This is a genomic window from Pseudoalteromonas sp. S3178 (assembly GCF_005886985.1).
Taxonomy (GTDB): domain Bacteria; phylum Pseudomonadota; class Gammaproteobacteria; order Enterobacterales; family Alteromonadaceae; genus Pseudoalteromonas; species Pseudoalteromonas carrageenovora.
The window spans coordinates 17,150-36,545 of record NZ_PNCW01000043.1; the positions used below are offsets into that span (position 1 = coordinate 17,150).

A 19,396-nucleotide genomic window follows, 5' to 3' on the forward strand; every position below is an offset into this window, starting at 1 on the left:
GTGTAAATATTCAATAAAATAATAGACTTACAGCTTAACGTTAAAGTCCGATACTGTCTAGTATTGGACATAGTGAAAGTTTAATTATTTACACATTTTTACTGATTTAGTTTTGCTAGGTCTTTTTAAGGAAAGTTTATGAAAAAGTTTATTATTTTAAGTGTAATTACATTAAGTGTTTTACTTACAGGTTGTGCTACAACGGGCAGTGCTTCACCAGGCGAAAAGCGCTCTTTAGTGCAAAGCATGAAATCAAATACACTAGACAAATTATATGCACAAAAACCCGATGTTAAAAAACAAATTGCCAACTCGGCTGGTTACGCTGTATTTGATAACGCAAACGTCAATGTTGTTTTAGCCAGTTTTGGTGGTGGTTATGGTGTTGTAAAAAATAACCTAACCGGTAAATCAACTTACATGAATATGGGCGAAGCCGGTTTAGGCCTAGGTTTAGGTGTTAAAGACTTTAATGTTGTTATGGTTTTTCATAACCAAGCAGCAGTAAATAGATTTATTGAACACGGTTGGGCATTTGGCGGAAATGCAGATGCAGCTGCAAAATACGAAGATAAAGGCGGTGCATTGGTTGCCGAAGCTATTGCAGATCAAGTAACCGTATATTCTTTAACCGAAAATGGCCTTGCACTACAAGCTGTATTAAAAGGCACTAAATTTTGGGTAGATTCTGAGCTAAATTAACCCCTCATAACTCTCCTAAAAGCGGGCTGGTTTGTATAATCACGCTCGCTTTATTATAAACGACACAATTTAACATAACGTAATTTATGGGTTGTTATTTAAAAGTTGTAAAATCACATACTACCTTGTATATTTTTAATACTATTAAATATTTAAAGGAATAAAAATGACTGCTTTCAAAATACTGATGTTATTCATACTTCTCTGCTTTTCCAATAGTAATGCGTTTGCAAATAGTTCAACACCTTCATATTTACAAAATGAAATCAATGAAGCCCATAAAGCTTATTTGTTTAAAGATACAGCCACCGGTTTGTATGCATTAAACGCACTAGCTCGTTTGTTAAAGTTTATAGGGCCAGATGAGCTATCAATTGAAGGAACTAAATTAAACCTAGCATTAACTTATTTTAGAATTGGTCTATTACATGAAAAAAATGGTGATGAACTACTTAAAGATAAATATTTTTCACAAGCAATAGAGCTAGCTCCAAATTCAGAGGGAATTTTAACTAATGACTTTCGCTCATTAGCCAATAAACTTGATCACAATTTTAGTGAATGAAACATTTTATAAATAATGATTAGTCGATAGTTAAAAATTTATCTTATATAAAAGAAATCGTGACACTTTATTTCACAAAGTCATTATATAAATAATAAAGCTAGTTATTGAGGTATTAATAATTAGCTTTTTAAATTAAAAATCACACAAGATCTTGTGATGATTACCCTAAATTAGTTGGGAAAACACATCAACAATGTAATTAAGCTGAAATTACTTTTCGAATATCATTCTTTTCTACAAATTCTATTTATGAGATTAGCTTTAATTTTTCTTTCGAATCTACCTTTATCTTTACGCAGCCCTTAACTTATTGTCATTTAACACCCATAGATTTTATCTAGCCATCAATTTCTTATCAAACGCTTCAGCCAACTTTTCAGTTTCACTAAAAACGGTATTCCAATATTGAATACGTGTGTCTGCATCGAGATCAGTAAAGTCGTTTCTATCTGGAATTTTTCCGTAAGGTAAACCGGCTATAAATTCTTTTGATGGTGAGATCATCACAACATTATCGTAATTTTGTGGTGCTACTTTACGTTTTAAATTTTTATCGAACCACCCTGCTTTTGGCTCACTATTAAAATGCGGATATAAAATTAAGCCTGGGTTATTAATTTTTAAATCAAAGTGGTAGTCAATTATTCCGCCATCGCGATACATACCTTGTGGCGAACCGGCAATATTTTTTATTCCTTGCATAACCAGTGGTATTGAACCCGATGCAAGTAAGGCATCTTTTAAATTAGTTTGGCTAAGTGTTATGGTTTGGGTTTTAAAATTATAGCTATCGGTTATTGATAAGTTACTGTTTGGCGCGCCAAAAACAAATCGCTCGTACTGCAAACCTAATAATTTTCGGTTAACACGGTTGAGCATATAACTTTTTGATAAACCCATTAGCTGTATTAATTTATTTTCGCTGGCAATAAAACCATTCGATTTAGCCACTATAAAATGCGCTTTAAACACAGGGTTATTTATTATTTCGGTTACGCCGTTATCGCCAAAAACATCTTCAAGTAATGCGCGCGCTTTTATTGTTATTTCATTTGGTGTTGGTTTATTACTAGAATAACGAGTTTGCGAATACGATTTTGCTAAACGCTCAATGGCAGCAACCGGATCGTTTTGAGCAAAACACGCAGATCGAAATGCGCCAGCAGATGATCCGATTAAATTAAGTGGTTGGGTACGGTTTTTAAAAAACTCACCAAAAATATATTTGTCTAAGCCGAATAAAGTAAACCATTTAGGCCCGCCACTTGCCCCTAAAAAAGAGGTAAATAATTCGGGTTTAAAGCCCTGCTCGTTAATAATTTTGGCTGCTGTTTTACCTGCGTAAATGTCGATCATCTAATCGGTTTACCTTATTATTTTATATTTTAGCGCTGTTTACAAAACCTAAAAATGAATAATTATGCAAAATAAAAGAACGGTTTTATGTTGCCATAAAACCGCTTTTTATAGTTAAAGTTGTTTTTAAATACGAGAACTAGTCCCAAATGCCGCTTTCGCATTTCCCCTGTACTTTTACATCTTTTACTTTAAATTCGGGCTCTATGCCTTTTTCTCTTTGTGTGTTGTAGTCTCGATTAACAGACAAAATAGTTGGTGTAAGCAATATAATAGCGATTACGTTAACCACTGTCATTAACCCTAATGCTATATCGGCTAAGTCCCATACTTCTTTTAATGACGCAGATGCGCCCCAAAGCATCATTGATAAATAAAGTAATGTATAAATTGTGCGCCCTACTTTGTTATCGAGCTTGAATAAATGAAGGTTACTTTCTGCGTAGGCATAATTTGCTACTACCGAGGTAAATGCAAATAAGGTAATTGCAGCTGCAACAAAGTACACGCCGCCTTGTGCTAAATGTGCAGTCATGGCGCTTTGCGTTAAACGTATACCTTCCATTTCGCCGCTTATATCTACATCGGCTAATAAAATAACTACGGCGGTACAACTACAAAGTACAATGGTGTCGAAAAACACGCCAAGCATTTGTATGTAGCCTTGTGTTACTGGATGGTTAGGAATAGGGCTTGCGCTTGCTGCAGCATGCGGCACACTACCCGCACCGGCTTCGTTAGAATATAAACCGCGTTGAATACCATTTTTAATGGCTGCACCCATTGCACCTGCGCCTGCTTCTTGTAGACCAAAGGCCGATAAAAATACATCTTTAAGCATGGCCGGTACTTGCGGTAAGTTCATAATTGTAATAATAACGGCAGCTGCTACAAATAATATGCCCATAAATGGCACTACACGTTCAGCAAAGCGGGCAATGGCTTTAAAGCCGCCAAGTATAATTGAGCCTGCTAATACCGTAATTACTAAGCCTGAATAAAAGGTGGGTACTTCAAATGCATAGTTTAGTGCATCGGTTATGGTATTGGTTTGCATTGCACTAAAGGTAAAGCCGTAACCTAAAAATAAACATGCGGCAAACACAATAGCAAAGGCACGGCTGCCTAAACCTTGTTGAATATAATAAGCGGGGCCACCTCTAAATTCGCCACTACTGTCGCGTACTTTATATACTTGGCCTAGTACGCTTTCGGCAAAACCTGTGGCCATGCCGAGTATGGCAATAACCCACATCCAAAAAATGGCACCACTACCACCAAGCGATATCGCAACGGCTACACCCGCTAAGTTACCTGTACCTACACGAGCACATAGCCCAGTACATAGTGCTTGAAACGATGATATGTCGTCTTTTTTACACTTACTGCTGCCTTTTAACAGGCTAAACATATGTTTAAATTTAAGTATTTGTATTGCTTTTAAACGTACCGAAAACCAAATACCAGCAAACAGTAGTATGTAAATGAGTACTTGCCCTTCTCCCCATAAAAGGCCATTTACACTTTTAACTACGGTATCGAACATGGGCTAATCCTTTTGTATTTATTATATTTTTACTCAATGGTTAGTTGAGTAAGCGACATTTAATTATGCGTATTAGCCATAGATTAAGGCAGCTTTGCTGCCTTATAATGTGCTCTTAGTGGTAGGTTATTTACGTTGCAAGTGAATACCTGCAATCATGCATCTAACCGAACCACCCGCCGACTCTATGGTTGGTACAGGTAACGGAACAAGTTTAGCTGTTTTTTGTATTACTGCTTTTTGCTCGGTTGTAAGTGCATTAAACGCCGTTTGTGAGAGTGCTAAAATTCGGCCATTTTCACCTTGTAGCTCTATTGCGTTACCGCAAAAGTGAGCTATTTGCTCATTTGATAAGTTAATAACTTCTAAATGGCTTTGTAAAAAGTGGCTAGTTAATTGTTTGTGCTGACTATTTGGCACCATATCTAGGCTGATCATGGCAAACTCTGTAGCTACACACATTAATACATTAGTATGATAAACAGCAGTACCTTGTGTGTCGTACGCGTTAAAAACAACAGGCTTTAACTTAAGTTGCTCACACACGGTATTAACCACTGTTTTAGTAGTGCGCTTAGACTCTACTGCATAAGCAAGCTTGTGTTGGTGGTCAATTACAAGCGATCCGGTGCCTTCTAAAAATGCATTTTCTTTCGCTAAAAATGAATAATCAGTCACAGACAACACTTTATAGTGATTAGTCAAAAAATCAATAATATCTTTACGATATTCTAATCTTCTGTTTTCTGCATACATTGGGTACATAACTAGTTCGCCACTGTTGTGAGTAGAAAACCAGTTATTAGGAAACACTGAGTCGGGCGTATGTGTGTGTTCGTCTTCAAAAAGGTGAACTGTTACGCCTTCGTTTTGTAGCAATTTAACTGCATTGGTTACTTCGTCAAAGGCAAGCTGGCTTTGATTTTGTGAATGACAGGTACTTTGAAATGTGTTGTCTAACATGGTTTGCGGGTTAGACGTAAAATGATGCGGACGCACCATAACCACAGCTGTAGGAGCTTGATTTATTATGCTCATGCTACTTGCTCTTGGCTTACTGATTTATTGCTTTGCTCTGTATTAAGCACCGAAAACAAGTTACGTGGGTCGGCTTGTTGTGTAATTAAATCGAGTAATTCAAATTCCCCTGAGGCAACTAACTCGTCTTTTATAAATACAAGGGCACTAAAGTCTTCGCTTGCAAAGCCTACGCCATCAAATATGGTTAGCTCATCTTGGCTTGTACGCCCAAGCGATTGTTTATTAATTACTTTATGAAACTCTGTAACCGCAAAGCTTTCGCTCATTTGTTGTATTTCGCCCTCTACTCTGGTTTGCGGCTCGTACTCTACAAACACATTTGCGCGCTCTAATAATGTTGAATCAAGCTCTGTTTTTCCTGGGCAATCGCCACCTATTGCATTTAAATGCACACCCTGGGGGATCATATCGCTGGTTAAAATAGTGGCATTTTTTTTATCGGCTGTGCAGGTGGTAATAATGTGCGCGCCTTGTACGGCCTCTTTTGCGCTATTACAAATAGTCACGTTTAGGCCACAGTTACTTAAATTGTTAAACGCTTTTTGCGACGCGTTTTTGTCAATATCGTATAAACGAATATGAGTAATGCCTAATACCGCTTTAAAAGCTAACGCTTGAAACTCAGACTGAGCACCATTGCCAATTAATGTTAGTGTTGTTGAGTTTTCTGGTGCTAAATATTGTGCAACCAGTGCCGATGTTGCTGCTGTGCGTAATGCTGTTAATAGGCACATTTCGCTGATCATCACCGGATAGCCGCTATCAACATCAGACAAAATACCAAAAGCCGCTACCGTTTGAAGCTCTTTGAAGGTATTTTTTGGATGGCCGTTTACGTATTTACAGCTAAACATTTTGCCATCGCTTACGGGCATAAGCTCTATTACGCCATCAGGAGAATGCGCTGCATAGCGCGGTGATTTATCAAACTCGTGCCAGCGAGCAAAGTCGTGTTTTAACCTTTGCGTAAGTTTAAGTAAAACGTTTTCTATTCCTACTTTATTTATAAGCTTGGCCATTGTTTGTACGCTTACGAATGGAACGCCTTGTTTTGGCTGTGCTATAAAGTGACTCATGACTACCTCTGTAATAACAATATGAACTGATTGAAATAAGTTTATCGACTACAGATGCCAGTTAAAATGCCAATTCTTTATACAAATAATAGTATTTTTTATCAATTTGCTATGCAATAAAGTACAAATTTAGTAATTTGTAATAAACATATAACCCAAGGCGTTTTATGACCCCTTATATTTACGACTCATTAGATAACGCGTTAATAGCCGAATTAAGAAAAGACGGCCGTGCTTCTATTTCAGCATTGGCAGATGTATTAAATGTATCGCGCGGTACAGTACAAAACCGTTTAGACCGATTAGTTTCATCGGGTGCTATATTAGGTTTTACTGTACGGGTGCACGAACACATAGAAACCGAAGCCGTAAGAGCTATTATGATGGTAGAAGTAGTAGGTAAATCTACCTCGCAAGTTATAAAAACTATGCGCGGCATACCCGAGCTTACTAAGTTACATACCACCAACGGCGCTTGGGATTTAGTAGCAGAAATACAAGCCGGAAACTTAAGTGACTTTGATGGTGTACTCAGGCAAGTACGCGAAATAGATGGCATTTTAAATAGCGAAACCAGTATATTATTGTCATCTACTTAGGTTAGGTTTAATAACGTCCTTTTACACTTAAGCGTTAAAACACAGCTACATTGCGTAGCTGTGTGCGTAATCTACGATACGTGCGTTTTGGCTTTTTAAATACTCTCTGCCCGCTTTTACACCTAGCTTATGATCAAACCGTAAATCGTTGTTTGAGCTGCCTAATAATTTACTATGCAGCTTTTCGTCTGCAAAAATTTGTATAATCTCTACATCACTTGGCGGGTTTGCAATAAAGTTAAGCTCATCTAAATACGCTTGCTCATGCTGAATTAAGTAGTCGAGTGTTTTTGGGCAGTAGCCTGATGCACATGCAAATGTTCTTAATTTTTGCACCCACGCAGATTGCGCCTGAAAGTGTGCGTCTACGGTTCTTATAACGACAATTTTACGTGCACCACGGTTATATGCTTCGCGTACAGGTAATGGTGCAGCTAAACCGCCATCGAGGTAAAAGTCTTCTTCGCTTTGCTCTGCCGCTAAGTGTGCTTCGTTTGCCGCTTTTGTATCTAACCAAGGTGTTAGTTTAACGCCTTGTTTATATAAAAACGGTAATGCGCTTGATGCTTTTAACAGATCGCGCCATTGCTTGCCTTCACCGGTAGGTGATAAGTAATAGGCTTTTCTGTCGCGTGCGTTAGTAGCGGTTATTAAAAGCTCACGATCGCCTAAACTAGTTTTAGCTGTTTTAAAGTCGAGTACTCTGTTTACCTCAGTGGTTTTATCAAAGTACCAGTCTAAATCTACTATGTGCTTACCCATCAAGCCGCGACCTAGTTGAAAAAAACGTTTATTGCGCGAAAGCCCTCTAATTAAGCGCTTAGCGTAACCTTTTTGGCGAGCTAAGTAGCTAGTTAAATTTTGCGAACCAGCAGAGGTGCCAATAAATAAGTCAAAAGGGTCGTAGTTTTGTTCTAACCACGCATCAAGTACACCGGCTGTGAATATCCCTCGTTGTCCGCCACCTTCAGCAATCAGAGCAACTTTTGGCTGCGCTGGTTTAGTAACTGAATTAGCTGATGGGGTGTTTAGAGAATTCACGGTGTACCTGCCTTTAATTTAATAATGTTTTTGTTTATACGGTCATTATAAAAAATTAAAGTGATATCTTAAAATTGATTGTTTAAATCAGTTTAATTGAAAAAACAGAACGGTATTAAATGCAAAATTTGCCGCTAAATATTGGCATAACACTTTGCACTAACTATTTAAATACCGAAAACAACTTAATACAGACACCACTAAAAGTTAATAAATAGGTATAAAACAACTAACTTTTGATGATGTCTGTATACTAACAAGCCTTGGGTGTACGCTTGCTTAACTAAATAACCAATTAATGTTTTATTTCCATTAAAATTTCTAGTGCACGGTGGCGTTTTTCACTATCGTATACGTCGTTTGTAAATATAAACTCATCCACCTCAAGCTCTTTGGCTATCATCTCTAGCTTGTGTTTTATACTTACGTGCCCGCCTACCACGCTTAAGCTTAAAAAGTTTTCTACATGAGCGCGCTCTTGTTCGCTCCATAAACCTTCCATGGTATCTACCGGTGGCTTTAACCACAGCTCTTTACCACGTATTAGTTCAAGTACCCGTTGCTTTGAGGTGGTAGATAGGTATTGCGCTTCTTCGTCAGTTTCTGCTGCCACCAGCGGTAAAGCAAGCATTACATAGGGTTTATCGAGTACGTTTGAGGCTTTAAATTCACGTTTATACAGTGCTATTGCATCATGTACAAAACGCGGCGCAAAGTGCCCTGCAAATACATAAGGTAATCCTTTTTGCGCGGCCAACTGAGCGCTAAATAAACTTGAGCCTAATAACCAAAGTGGTACGTTTGTATCCTCCCCCGGAATAGCACGTATTGAGTGAGTACCATTGTATGGGCCTAATAATGTTTGTAGCTCTGTTACTTCACCTGGGAAGTTTTCAGCTCGGCTCATATCGTTATTAAGTGCTCGGCTGGTAACAGGGTCACTACCGGGTGCACGGCCAAGGCCTAAATCTATTCGCCCGGGGTATAAACTTTCAAGCGTACCAAATTGCTCAGCCACAACTAATGGTGAATGGTTTGGTAGCATTATTCCGCCAGAGCCAACACGTATACGCTGAGTTTTACCTGCAATGTGCCCCACTAATATTGAAGTAGCAGCACAAATTATACCCGGCATATTGTGGTGCTCGGCCAGCCAAAAGCGGTTAAAGCCTAATTGGTCGGCGCGCTGGGCGTATTTGGTGGTTTTATTGAGCGTGTGAGAAACGCTTTCCCCTTTGATCATGGGGGCAAGCTCTAATAACGAAAAAGGAATGGAAGATAACAAAATAGCAGCTCCTAAAAATGCATACTAATAATGGGTGTATTATCAGCATAAAACACTTAAGTGGGACTGCTATTAAATCAATTCAAGTTAAGGGTAAGCATAAAAGCAAAATAGGTATATGTTATTTTGCTCTAAGGTATTCAAGCAAGCTCAGCATTTTGTTGGCGCTGCTTTTTATAACCTTCAGAATCAACGCCTTTTTTCCAATAACCTGATGACACTATATTACAGCGCGGTATGTTAAAGTGCTCACTAAACACGGCTTTAGCTTTACGAACTAAACCGGCCTCTAGCGCCATAAACACAATAGGTGGCTGCTCTGTTAGCTCAATAGTTTTAATTGCATTGAGCATTGCTTCATCTGCGTTATTGGTAATTATCCAATTAATGTTGCGTGTGGTGTCTAAATCAATAATGTCTTGCTCTGTTGGGGCATGTATAAATGCATCAATTTTTGAAAATAAAGGCAGCGTTTGTACATAGCCTTTAATAGCATTTACCGATGTTAAATCGCCAAGTAATACATAATGTGAATGCTTGTAATTATCGAGCTTTTTAGGGCCTGGGCCTGCTATACCTAGCTCATCCCCTACTTGTGCAATTTTAGCCCAATGAGTTGCTGGGCCTTGGTGCATATTAATTACAAAATCGAGTGTTAGTGCGCCGCTTTGCTCATTTACATGCTGTATTGTGTATGAGCGCATGCATGCCGTTTTTAAATTTAAATCGGCAACGCCATTTTGTGGAATAAGCACTTTTACATAATTACCAATGTGCGCACAGGTTATATCTGCAAAATCGTCTGAGCCTACAACAATACGCTGTAAGTGCGGTGTAATTTGCTCAGTGCTTAATACTTTAGCTTTGCGAACTTGTTTACCCATTTAAAATCACCTCGTTTACAAAATAGTTAACTGCTTTTTACAGCAAGCATTGCACAACGCCCCATTGGTTGATAAAATCAACTATAGCAAATTAATTGACATTGTCAACCATATTGAGAGCCCTATGAACACGCCTTTATCAAATACCTTGTTTGAACTCATGCAAAATTATCGTGTAACAATCCGCGAGGCCATTAATGCCAAAGAGCTGGGTATTAACGCTATGCATGTACGCTGTATACATATAATTGCCGGTACAAGTAACTGCACAGCTAACGATATAGTTACTAAAACACAGCGCGATAAAGCACAAATAGCACGGTTAGTTAAAGATCTTATTGCGTTAAACCTTATTAATAAGCAAGCAAGTGAGCACGACAAACGCTGTTTTATTTTGTCGCTCACTGAGCAAGGCAATACATTGTTTGATAAATTATTAGCGTCTGAGCAGCAAATAAATGATCAAATGTGCAAAAATTTAAACCCTCAACAAATCAAAGACTTTTTAACTACAGCACAACAAATGATCAAAAACATGGATTGATCGTCTTTCACTTCTTGGCATAACTCATACAAAACGCATATACTGTACACTTATACAGTATATGCGTTTTAGGTTGTGTTATGTTTGTTATTCCCGTTTATATAGAAGCCGGTGTGTGTGGGTTTGAATCGCCCGCGGCGCAATATACCGAGCTAGGTGTTTCTCTTGATGAGCTATTAATAAAGCACCCAGATGCCACATTTATTGGCATTGCATCGGGTAACTCTATGCAAGAGGTAGGTATTTTTGAAGGCGACCTACTTGTAGTAGACCGTGCAGAGCAAGCCGATAATGGCGATGTTATTGTTGCCAATTTAAATGGCTTGTTTGTTTGTAAGTTACTTGATAAAACCAATGCAAGGCTGCTGTCGGCATCGCCCTTACATAAGCCTGTACAACTCACCCCAGCAGATGAGTTTCAATTAGAGGGCGTAGTAACGCTTTCTGTACGCATGCACAGGCACACTCCAGAGCTTTTAAAATGTACGCCTTAGTTGATGCTGTTTCATTTTATGCAAGTGCCGAAAAAGTATTCGACCCTTCTATTCGATCCAAACCTGTTGTTGTACTTACTAATAACGACGGCTGCGTATGTGCTGTGTGCCCTATTGCTAGGCAGTTAAACATTCCTAAATTTGGCCCTTATTTTAAAGTTAAGCATTTGCTTGAGCAAAACAATGTAGTTGTACGCTCAAGCAATTACGAGCTGTATGCCGATTTAAGCGCCAAAATGATGAACATAATTGGCCGCTTTTGCGACACACAATACATATACAGTATTGATGAGTCGTTTTTACACTTTAATGGCTACACGCCACTGATTAAAAACTGGCACGAATACGGCCATGTAATAAGGCGTACCGTATGGCGAGAGGCAAAACTGCCCGTAGGCGTAGGGTTTGGGCCGACGCCTACCCTTGCCAAAGCGGCTAACCATGCCGCTAAAAAGCTAAGCGGGTTTGATGGTGTAGCCGTTATAGATAACGATCAAAGTCGCCAAGCCATTTTACAAAGAATGAGCTGCGAAGATGTATGGGGTATAGGCAAGCGTCTAGCTAAAAAGCTTAAAATAATGAACATAAACACAGCATGGGAACTTGCACAGCAAAGTCCTAAAACAATGCGCCGTGCGTTTAGTGTGGTTGTAGAGCGTACAGTAAGCGAGCTTAACGGTGTAGCGTGTTTAACCTGGGACGATGTACGCCAAGATAAACGAGAAATTTATTCTACCCGTAGTTTTGGCGAGCGAATATACGAGCCTAGCGCATTAAAAACCGCCCTTATGAACCATGTTACTACGGTTGCCAGTAAATTACGGGCGCAGCGCTCACTAACAAAACAACTTTATATATTTGCCGCAAGCGGTAAACACGAAGACCGCTATTGTAAAAAGTCGTTTATGTATAAGTTTGCAACCCCCACTAACGATACCTGCGTAATGGCAAATGCAGTCTCTGAGGTGTTTAATAATATTTATCAGCCAGGTGTTCGGTTTTATAAGTGTGGCGTAGGCGCTTTAGAGCTTACCTCGGTGCAGTATCAGCAAAGCGATTTATTTAACCAAAGTGCCGATAACCCAAAATTAATGCAGTGCCTAGATACAATAAATAACCGGTACGGAAAAGGCATTCTAAGCCTTGCTAGCAGTAAATTAAACAACCGCTGGCACATGAACCGTGATTATTTATCGCCCCAGTACACGACTCGCTGGCACGATATTCCTAAAATTTACTGTTATGAATAAGCGCGCTATTGCCTTTGTAAATTAAACGCTGTATTTAATCGGCTTGTTTTTCAAAGGTGCAGTGTACTTGAGGATCGTTAAGGGTGTATTTAACGGTGGTAGGGCTTGCAAATTCTATACTTTGCCTAATGGTTTTTTCGTTAACGGGATCAACACAGCGACTCATTCTTAGGCTGTTATCTACACCATCACTTTTGTACTTAAACGAGCTGGTTACAAAGCAAAAGTCAGGTTTTTTAGTTGTACGTGTGCCGTTATGCAGGCTTTCAAATACAATTTGCGAACCTAATTTAAAACCGGCATCGGGATACACTGGGTTTATTAAACTCAATTGACTATCAACACAAAGCGAAGAGCTTGCTGAAACCACCTTATAATTGCCTAGCTTTGTTTTTAATAAAGGAATAAAGCGGCTCTTATTACTTGGCGTAGCAGTGTTAGCAAAAAGTACATTGCTTAGAAATAAACAGCTCAAACATAATAAAACTTTACGATAACTCATTAAAATTCCAACTCATTACTAGTAAAAATAGCATAACACACTCCTACCTATACTCACTTAAAATACATTTAGTTCATAAAACAAAAAAGCCCCTTGATCAAATCAAGAGGCTTTTGATTATCTAAAAATATATTTAATCGTTAGCGCTACTTAAAAATAAGTGCTCGTCTGTAAACTACAGCACATGTTAAAAGTAATAACATGAAAGCTAATGAGCCACCACCGCCACTACTATCTTCACTACTTGAAGAAGCTGTACTTGCTACATTAGTAACGGTAACAGTTAAACTTTGCTCAGTCTCACCTTCACCATCTGATACAACAAGCTTAAAGCCTAACTCTGTAGTTTGAGAAACATTCGGCGCTGTAAACTTAAGGGTGTTAGAGTCAACATCATCAATAGCAACTTCAATTCCCATTGTTTGAACCCACTTAAACGTAAGCTCAGATGACTCTTTATCACTTGCAGAGGCCGTAACAGTAACTTGCTTAGCTTCTTCAACCGAAACAGAAGATGTACTTAGTTCTACACTCGGCAATTGATTTACATGTAAAAAAGTAACTGTAAATACTTCAGTAAACTGCTCATACCCATCAGATATTACCAAAGTAACATTTGCATCAACAGTTTGTTCAAACTCACCAACGCTAAGCACGGCTTTACCTTGTGTATCTTCAGCTGCAATAGATAACTGAGGATGTTCAACACGCCACTCGTAAGATAACGTATCTCCATCTGGGTCAGTAGAAGCAGACGCATCAAGCTCAATAGTAGCAAGCTCTTCTATCGTTGCTGGCATATCCACATTTAATACAGGCGCCTGATTTAGGCTCTCTTGCGCCAGTTTTGCAACTATTTCAATAACCCCGTTAACCTCTCCATCAAGGTCAAATGAGCTACCGTCGGTAATTGCAAAGCTAAAGCAGCGTGAGCACACTTGCTCATATACATTACCTGATAATACAGTGGCCGACTGCCAACCAGCAGCGGTTAGTAATCTCACTTGCATGTCAGAGCTTAAAATAGAATTCACGTGTTCAGGCAGTGCAATTTCTGCGGTGTTTGATGAATTAGATAACGTAACACGAAGGTTAATTACATCACTTTTAGCTTGAAAGTGAGGCTCTACAATATCTAAATCTGGGAAATAAGTGCTAAGTGCCTGTTCAGAAATAGACATATCAGCAATATAACCCGCTGCTAGTGCTTCTTTGATGCTACCTACAGCTAAGTGATTAAATTCATCAATGCTGTGAGCACTATCACCTGAAGCTAAGATAGCTGTATTAGTGACCGATGAGCTATCTAGGTAATCAGCAATACCATCTTTATCATTATCACCTACCCCTTCCTCAATATCAGGTATACCGTCGCCATCAGTATCTAGCTCAGGGTCATCAAATATAACGCTATCAACAATACGTAAACTAGTTTGCTTAGTTGCTAGTAGTTCATCACCTTGTTTTACACGTAAAGTTAAATCTATATTATTGGTTTGCTCAGAAAGATTTGCACTAAATGAAACATCCCACTGTGAATCAGCTGTTTTATATATGTAAAAATCAACACCTGCGGGGCCAATAAGCTCAAGTGATACATCACTACCTGTACTAGGTAAATTTACTAACTTAATGGTGGCATTAAAGTCAGGTAAAGAACGCTGAATAGTTTTATTAACTGCTTTACCATTTTGATAAAAATCAGTAATAAACTGCGTCTGTGCCGCTTCACTTAAGTACACTAGCTGGCTGTTATCATTTTTGTCTATAAACGCATTACCATTAGATAGAACACTAATACTTGCTGCGCTGCCTATAAATTCTCGCTCTAACTCAAGCTTAATAGGTCCATACTGATTAGTAGTAAAATACTGGGTACTATTATTAGCTTGCAAATGAAAGCTAGAGTAACCATATGGATTAGCGCCGCTAATAAAAACATCTACAAGCACATTACCATTTTGATACACATACGTAGTAGGCTGAATACTAATTTCAGGGAAAATCATAGCCCTTACGTCGCCTGACACATGATTTCCAGCTTCATCAACAGCAGATACAGGAATAGATACATCCCCCGTTCTAAATACAAAGCTATCATCAATTTCCAGAAGCGTTATAGCTGAAACACTATCGTAAATAACACGATTATCTAAAAGTGCATTTTTTATAGCCGTGATAGTGCTGCCATAAACACTAAAAGTATACGGTTGGATAATCGGGGCAGTCGTATCAACAAGTGTGACTGTTTGTATAGCCGATGTTTCGTTACCAACATTATCTCGTGCAATCCATGTAATCTGGTGCTCGCCAAGGGGCAAGTAAGACCCTGAGCTTGTGTATACTTGAGGCTCTAAATGACCGTTATCAGTCGCCTGGGGAGTATATAGACGGGTAATATTAGTATTTTGTGAGGTCGCCTCAAGCGTAATTGGCTCAAGACTTGATATAAACTCAGGCGGACTATTTTCACCGCGGCTTGCATCATCTGGGTGGCTATCTTCACTGTCTTGAACACCATCACCATCTGAATCTGAGCTAAGCGGATTACCCGAAAGTTGATACTCTTGTAAATTAGTCAAACCATCATAGTCGGCGTCATAATTAGCGTCGTAGGGTTCTAAAGCATTTAGCCTATATTCAACTTCCCAAAAATCAGGAATACCGTCCGAATCATAGTCGCTGGTGAGGTCTATATCTGCAGACCAGGTAATGTTATCAACTGATAACGGTTGCTGCTGAAGGTATAAGTCCTCATATTTAACTTTAATAATGTTAAAACCATCATCTACCGGTAACAATAAACGAGACTGGCTACCACGATTTACATCTATAGGGCTACCATTTAAGCTTATTTGCAGCGCTGGAGAGTCATAAACCAAATAGTCTAAATTAATAAAACCGGCTTCAAATAACCCCGCAATGGCAAACCCCCCAACCTTGCTAGTAGGCGTTAATGCTAAGCTAAGGCTTGCATCGCCCAAAGTTGACCAACTTGTATTAGCTTGCCAACCCCAAGAGTTAACGGCAAGTTCGGTAAACTTAGTCGGAAGAAGGCCATCTTCAAAGCTTTCATTTAATTGCGTAAAAGATTGCACTAATGATGAAGCATCGTTAGCTAGACTCTGAGAGTAAAACTCCTGAATATTTGTATAACCATCTTCATCGTAATCTAAATTAGCATCTGCAGCATCTAAAGGTAAAAGATCATTACTTACCTCATAGCCATCACTTAGTTCATCACCATCTGTATCTGCTGAGGTTGGATTAGTTCCTAGGTTAAATTCTTCTAGGGCTGAAAGACCGTCAGTATCAGCATCAGATGCAGCATCACTTGCATCAAGGCGATTTAATCCATTAACTAATTCCCAGTAATCTGGCAGTTGATCATTATCAGTATCTGTTAAATCAGTTGGAGAAAATAAAGCAAAGTTATCAAGCCATACAGTATCGGCACCGAATGAGACAAAACCGTCTTTATAATATTTAAATTCAATATTATGAAGCCCTTCGCTTAGGTTAAGCACAATAGACGTTGCTTCTGTGGTATTTGAATTACCTCGGTCATTACGCTCAAAAACGGGTTGTCCATCAATAGTAATACTTAAAAAATCGCAGCAAGACTCTGATTCAATTTTATAATCGAATGCTAATACACTCTCTTCAAATAAACCTGTTACAGTGAAGCTACTAAACTGTGAGTGACTAATAACGCCTGAGCGAATACTTTGTATACCGTCGGTCGCAAAATCATTCGTAATAAACCAAGGAGCACTAGAACCTTCGGCTTCAACCATCCAACTAGGTAGTGCAGAGCCTTCAAAGGAGGTAGTGAGGTTTAAAGCAACAGGGAAAGAAGTATCTGACTGCGGATCAGTGTTTGCCAAGTACTCTGTTAAGTTTGAAAAGCCATCACTGTCCGCATCATCCAATGCATCTGAAGAGCTGGTTAAATCTAAACTATTATTGTACTCCCAGCCATCAGGGATAGTATCGCCATCTGTATCAGGGTTATTTGGTAAACCCGCGTTTAAAAACTCTAAAAGGTTAGATAAGCCATCCGCGTCAGCATCAAGTGATGCATCTTCACTATTATTTATATCAAGACCATGCTGTAATTCCCAAGAATCAGACATACCGTCATTATCAGCATCAGGAAAATTAGGCCCTATATATAAATTATCTATATATACAGCATCTGCAGGAGTAGAAACGGACAAATCTTTAGAATAAGTAAACTTAACAGTATTTAGTCCAGCAAGAACTTGGAAAGACGCGTCCTTCCACTCGCTTATTCCTGACTCATCTAAAACAATTGAACCATTAATATAAACAGTAAAATAGTCATAACCAACTTCTGTGTCTAATGCGTAGTTAAAGTTTACATAGCCTTGCTCGCTATTTAAAAAGCTAAACTCAACACTGGTTGATTGGTTGTCTGTAATGTCGTTATTAGTCAACACAAAGCCAGAATCTTCATTAATTTGAGTTGTTACCCAAGGCGTTTGTAAATTTGACGAAATAAGCAAATCTGGAACAGCTGCATCATCGAAGTCAAAGGTTGTTTCAGGAAAAACGACCGGCTCAGAGCTTGCGTCTGAAGGGTCACTATTACCAAAGAACTCGATTACATTACTCCAGGTGTCTGAGTCTAAATCAAGTTGAGCATCATCGGCATTTAATGGGTTTAATGAAAATAAGACTTCCCAACCATCAGGCATGCGATCAGAGTCAGAGTCTGCATTATTAGGCTCAGTAAGATATACATTTATTTCATCATAGTCTGATAAATCATCTGAGTCGGTATCTGCTGAATTTGGTAGAGTATTAGCTGTGTACTCCTCAAGGTTAGTTAAACCATCTTGGTCTAAATCAAGTCCAGCATCAGCGGCATCGTTTGGGTCTAATCCGTAAAGGAGTTCCCAGTTATCATCCATTAAATCAGTATCAGCATCGATAAACTGAATGTTATCGCAGGTAACACCTACTTCATTAAATGCTGAGATTACATCGTTTGCACTGTATCTTAGGTCAATAGCCGAGTTTATAGCGCCACATGCACCATTAATAAAGTCACTAGAGTTAACCCAATAATTTTGATTAGCAAAAAGCATTATTTCAAACGCTTTTTTAGGATCCCATCCAGTGGTATTCGAAAGTAAAAAGAAAGCGCGATTAAAAACACCGCTACTAAAATGAACATCCATGCCTGAGTAATAATCGCTCGCTCTGTCAATTGAAAGTCCATCTAGTGACGGCGTTTCAAAGTAACGAAGTGCAGGGTCTATTTTAGAAATATCAGCACCAGATAACCAATCAGTCTCTCCACGTAAAAAATATTCAGCTGTTTCACCAGCCATATCAGAGAAAGACTCGTTAATACCACCCGATTGATCTGAATATATTAAATTAGAATTTTGACTGGTAAAACCATGGCTGACTTCATGAGAAACAATATCAAGGGATACCAATGGATAAAATTTATCGGCACCATCACCAAAAGTCATTGCCTGACCATTCCAGGTGGCATTTTCCCAATTGTTACCGCTGTGGACGCGCATTAATAATTGAAAAGTAAGTGGCGCCGTGTTGTACCACTGTTGATACATATCAAACACAGCCGTACCAAATGCATGCGCATCATTTAAAGGAGAAAATGCCCCATTTACCTCTTTATGTGTATTACGGTCACAGGCAAAAGAGTACGCTTCACTTGGCTCAAAGCCAGACTCCATCGTAACAGTTTTAACTTTATCGTTTTCTAAAAAACACATCCCATCACGCTGCGTTATATCCAGCGTTTCGGCGTCAGTACCGTATTCGTACTGGCCTGTTTTTGTATTACCACCAGGGCCCGTGCCATGAGCACTTTGAATATTATCCCACAGCTTAAATACACGGTAATCAGATTCGCTTACCAAGCCTATTGGTTTTTTTTCAACGCCATTTTCAGTGACATCTAACTCAATTAAGCGAACAAAATGTGCTGCTCCGTTATCAATATAAATATAACGGTGGTTATTGATTACTTTGAAAGAGGTTGAATCAACAAGCTTAGCTTTAATTAAAAATGCATTAACAGCAGAGTATTCATCAAACTGGCTATTAGCTGTGTTATTTAAAGATTTGAGGCTAATATTTTTAGCAAAAAAGCCGCTTATATGTTGATTGCTAGACTGGACTGTAATTTGCTGACCCCAAATAGGCACACCTGCAAAATGCTGCTGCATTTTTTTTGATAAACTAGTTTGCTTAGCAGAAACAGACCCAGAAGGTTCTACTTCTATAAAGTAAGAACCTGCAGATGCTTTGCTGGCTAATGCTACATTATGATTTAAAAGCGAGTTAATTTCTGATGCGGATGATTTATTAACACGCTGCGAAACCGCCGCATGTGAACTGAGCGAGTTTATAAAGCAAAACGCGATCAATCCTGATGAGAGTGTTTTATACATAACATTCCTATGTCGTATATTGTTGTTATTCAGTGCTTATTCATTTAAAAACA

Annotated in this window: 15 protein-coding genes; 6 read left to right on the forward strand and 9 right to left on the reverse strand. The window is 38.8% G+C overall.

Going from position 1 to position 19,396, the window contains the following annotated elements; genetic code table 11:
- The first annotated feature begins 138 nt into the window (after nt 1-138).
- Nucleotides 139-702, forward strand: a complete 564-nt coding sequence (locus tag CWC11_RS13010) for a lipid-binding SYLF domain-containing protein (protein ID WP_058550353.1) — start codon at nt 139-141, stop codon at nt 700-702.
- A 166-nt stretch (nt 703-868) separates the two neighbouring features.
- On the forward strand, nt 869-1,267 hold the full coding sequence (locus CWC11_RS13015; RefSeq protein ID WP_138683024.1) for a hypothetical protein: 399 nt from the start codon (nt 869-871) through the stop codon (nt 1,265-1,267).
- A gap of 336 nt (nt 1,268-1,603) precedes the next feature.
- Here the strand turns inward: CWC11_RS13015 and CWC11_RS13020 are convergent, their stop codons facing one another.
- The 4 genes from CWC11_RS13020 to ocd all read right to left on the reverse strand — a co-directional run bounded on the left by CWC11_RS13020 (nt 1,604) and on the right by ocd (nt 6,289).
- A complete protein-coding gene (locus tag CWC11_RS13020) occupies nt 1,604-2,626 on the reverse strand; it encodes a patatin-like phospholipase family protein (protein ID WP_138683025.1) in 1,023 nt (340 codons plus the stop codon).
- Between the two features lie 139 nt (nt 2,627-2,765).
- Nucleotides 2,766-4,172, reverse strand: a complete 1,407-nt coding sequence (locus tag CWC11_RS13025; protein WP_138683026.1) for an alanine/glycine:cation symporter family protein — start codon at nt 4,170-4,172, stop codon at nt 2,766-2,768.
- Nucleotides 4,173-4,298: 126 nt separating this feature from the next.
- Nucleotides 4,299-5,210, reverse strand: a complete 912-nt coding sequence (ctlX, locus tag CWC11_RS13030; RefSeq protein ID WP_138683027.1) for a citrulline utilization hydrolase CtlX — start codon at nt 5,208-5,210, stop codon at nt 4,299-4,301.
- Nucleotides 5,207-6,289 carry an ornithine cyclodeaminase gene (gene ocd / locus CWC11_RS13035; RefSeq protein WP_138683028.1) on the reverse strand — a complete coding sequence of 361 codons (1,083 nt, stop codon included), beginning with the start codon at nt 6,287-6,289 and terminating at the stop codon, nt 5,207-5,209. The genes ctlX and ocd overlap by 4 nt, the downstream gene beginning before the upstream one ends.
- A 167-nt stretch (nt 6,290-6,456) precedes the next feature.
- Here ocd and CWC11_RS13040 point away from each other — a divergent pair, with 167 nt between their 5' ends.
- Entirely contained in the window at nt 6,457-6,888 is a 432-nt protein-coding gene (locus tag CWC11_RS13040; RefSeq protein WP_089349805.1) for an Lrp/AsnC family transcriptional regulator, read from the forward strand.
- A gap of 45 nt (nt 6,889-6,933) precedes the next feature.
- Here the strand turns inward: CWC11_RS13040 and CWC11_RS13045 are convergent, their stop codons facing one another.
- The 3 genes from CWC11_RS13045 to CWC11_RS13055 all read right to left on the reverse strand — a co-directional run bounded on the left by CWC11_RS13045 (nt 6,934) and on the right by CWC11_RS13055 (nt 10,098).
- Nucleotides 6,934-7,929, reverse strand: a complete 996-nt coding sequence (locus CWC11_RS13045) for a patatin-like phospholipase family protein (RefSeq protein ID WP_089349802.1) — start codon at nt 7,927-7,929, stop codon at nt 6,934-6,936.
- 295 nt (nt 7,930-8,224) lie between these two features.
- Nucleotides 8,225-9,214, reverse strand: a complete 990-nt coding sequence (locus CWC11_RS13050; RefSeq protein ID WP_138683029.1) for an LLM class flavin-dependent oxidoreductase — start codon at nt 9,212-9,214, stop codon at nt 8,225-8,227.
- A gap of 140 nt (nt 9,215-9,354) precedes the next feature.
- Nucleotides 9,355-10,098 (reverse strand): siderophore-interacting protein, encoded by a 744-nt coding sequence (locus CWC11_RS13055; protein WP_138683030.1) that lies wholly within the window; start codon nt 10,096-10,098, stop codon nt 9,355-9,357.
- A 124-nt stretch (nt 10,099-10,222) separates the two neighbouring features.
- Here CWC11_RS13055 and CWC11_RS13060 point away from each other — a divergent pair, with 124 nt between their 5' ends.
- The 3 genes from CWC11_RS13060 (at nt 10,223) to CWC11_RS13070 (ending at nt 12,386) form a co-directional block, all read left to right on the forward strand.
- Nucleotides 10,223-10,642 (forward strand): MarR family winged helix-turn-helix transcriptional regulator, encoded by a 420-nt coding sequence (locus CWC11_RS13060; protein ID WP_138683031.1) that lies wholly within the window; start codon nt 10,223-10,225, stop codon nt 10,640-10,642.
- Between the two features lie 80 nt (nt 10,643-10,722).
- Entirely contained in the window at nt 10,723-11,136 is a 414-nt protein-coding gene (locus CWC11_RS13065) for a S24 family peptidase (protein ID WP_138683032.1), read from the forward strand.
- Nucleotides 11,124-12,386, forward strand: coding sequence for a Y-family DNA polymerase (locus tag CWC11_RS13070; RefSeq protein WP_138683033.1), 1,263 nt, complete (start codon nt 11,124-11,126; stop codon nt 12,384-12,386). Before CWC11_RS13065 ends, CWC11_RS13070 begins: the two co-directional genes overlap by 13 nt.
- A gap of 34 nt (nt 12,387-12,420) precedes the next feature.
- Here CWC11_RS13070 and CWC11_RS13075 read toward each other — a convergent pair whose 3' ends face one another.
- Both CWC11_RS13075 and CWC11_RS23525 read right to left on the reverse strand, forming a co-directional pair.
- Nucleotides 12,421-12,888, reverse strand: a complete 468-nt coding sequence (locus CWC11_RS13075; protein WP_249330740.1) for a hypothetical protein — start codon at nt 12,886-12,888, stop codon at nt 12,421-12,423.
- Nucleotides 12,889-13,034: 146 nt separating this feature from the next.
- On the reverse strand, nt 13,035-19,343 hold the full coding sequence (locus CWC11_RS23525; RefSeq protein ID WP_138683034.1) for a M4 family metallopeptidase: 6,309 nt from the start codon (nt 19,341-19,343) through the stop codon (nt 13,035-13,037).
- Between the last annotated feature and the right edge of the window lie 53 nt (nt 19,344-19,396).

Excerpts from the sequence above, each read along its gene's own strand:
- CWC11_RS23525 (WP_138683034.1), bottom strand. The coding sequence starts at position 19,343 with ATGTATAAAACACTCTCATCAGGATTGATCGCGTTTTGCTTTATAAAC.
- CWC11_RS13055 (WP_138683030.1), bottom strand. The coding sequence starts at position 10,098 with ATGGGTAAACAAGTTCGCAAAGCTAAAGTATTAAGCACTGAGCAAATT.
- CWC11_RS13020 (WP_138683025.1), bottom strand. The coding sequence starts at position 2,626 with ATGATCGACATTTACGCAGGTAAAACAGCAGCCAAAATTATTAACGAG.
- CWC11_RS13010 (WP_058550353.1), top strand. The coding sequence starts at position 139 with ATGAAAAAGTTTATTATTTTAAGTGTAATTACATTAAGTGTTTTACTT.
- CWC11_RS13015 (WP_138683024.1), top strand. The coding sequence starts at position 869 with ATGACTGCTTTCAAAATACTGATGTTATTCATACTTCTCTGCTTTTCC.
- CWC11_RS13075 (WP_249330740.1), bottom strand. The coding sequence starts at position 12,888 with ATGAGTTATCGTAAAGTTTTATTATGTTTGAGCTGTTTATTTCTAAGC.
- CWC11_RS13040 (WP_089349805.1), top strand. The coding sequence starts at position 6,457 with ATGACCCCTTATATTTACGACTCATTAGATAACGCGTTAATAGCCGAA.
- CWC11_RS13060 (WP_138683031.1), top strand. The coding sequence starts at position 10,223 with ATGAACACGCCTTTATCAAATACCTTGTTTGAACTCATGCAAAATTAT.
- CWC11_RS13065 (WP_138683032.1), top strand. The coding sequence starts at position 10,723 with ATGTTTGTTATTCCCGTTTATATAGAAGCCGGTGTGTGTGGGTTTGAA.
- CWC11_RS13025 (WP_138683026.1), bottom strand. The coding sequence starts at position 4,172 with ATGTTCGATACCGTAGTTAAAAGTGTAAATGGCCTTTTATGGGGAGAA.
- ocd (WP_138683028.1), bottom strand. The coding sequence starts at position 6,289 with ATGAGTCACTTTATAGCACAGCCAAAACAAGGCGTTCCATTCGTAAGC.
- CWC11_RS13070 (WP_138683033.1), top strand. The coding sequence starts at position 11,124 with ATGTACGCCTTAGTTGATGCTGTTTCATTTTATGCAAGTGCCGAAAAA.
- ctlX (WP_138683027.1), bottom strand. The coding sequence starts at position 5,210 with ATGAGCATAATAAATCAAGCTCCTACAGCTGTGGTTATGGTGCGTCCG.